Source organism: Oleiphilus sp. HI0086 (genome assembly GCF_001635225.1).
This window is the reverse complement of record NZ_LWFZ01000296.1, coordinates 1-633: the sequence shown is the minus strand read 5'-3', so window position 1 is coordinate 633 and position 633 is coordinate 1. Positions and strand designations below refer to the sequence as shown.

At 42.2% G+C, this 633-nt stretch carries 1 protein-coding gene; it reads left to right on the top strand.

The window, feature by feature from the left end:
• Positions 1-633 (top strand): hypothetical protein (locus A3756_RS27195; protein ID WP_197481149.1); only part of this gene is annotated, 633 nt, incomplete at both ends.

Below are 633 nucleotides of genomic sequence, written 5' to 3'. Positions count from 1 at the left end.
ACGCTCCTACTACCGCTACTAACTCAGTTTTGCTCTGATGAAATAGAACCATACTTTTTAGATATCCATCAAGAATCGCTTGACAGTGTTGAACGCCTATTACAGGCCTTTGAATTAACGAAGTATTCCAGTCACCTTGTCAACGCTAATGCCTGTGAATACCAGCACCCTGATACACTCGACATTATCATCAGCGAAACAATGCAGAAGTCTCTTGAGCATGAGCCTCAAGTAGAAATAACGGCAAACCTAGCAGACCAACTTAAGCCGCATGGTATATTTATTCCACAATCTATTAATGTGTCTTTAGAGCTTAAGGTTGTGAAGAATAACAGCGCTGATTCTGCAAACGCTACATTCTACCCGGTTGCAAGGTTAATAGACCTAACGCCAAAACACGCAGTTAAATATTGCGCTGAAGCAAAAAACAATAGCTCCAACGCTGAGCTATCCTTTTACTGCTGCAGCTTCACACTCCCCAAACAAAATCTATCAGGTCGCCACTCCCTATTCCAGACAACTACAATACAAGCGTACAAAGATTACATATTGAGCAACGGTGATTGCGACCTATCTCTCCCGAGGCCTTGTTTAGAAATATCGCAATTGAATGGTGAAGCAACTTACGAGGTT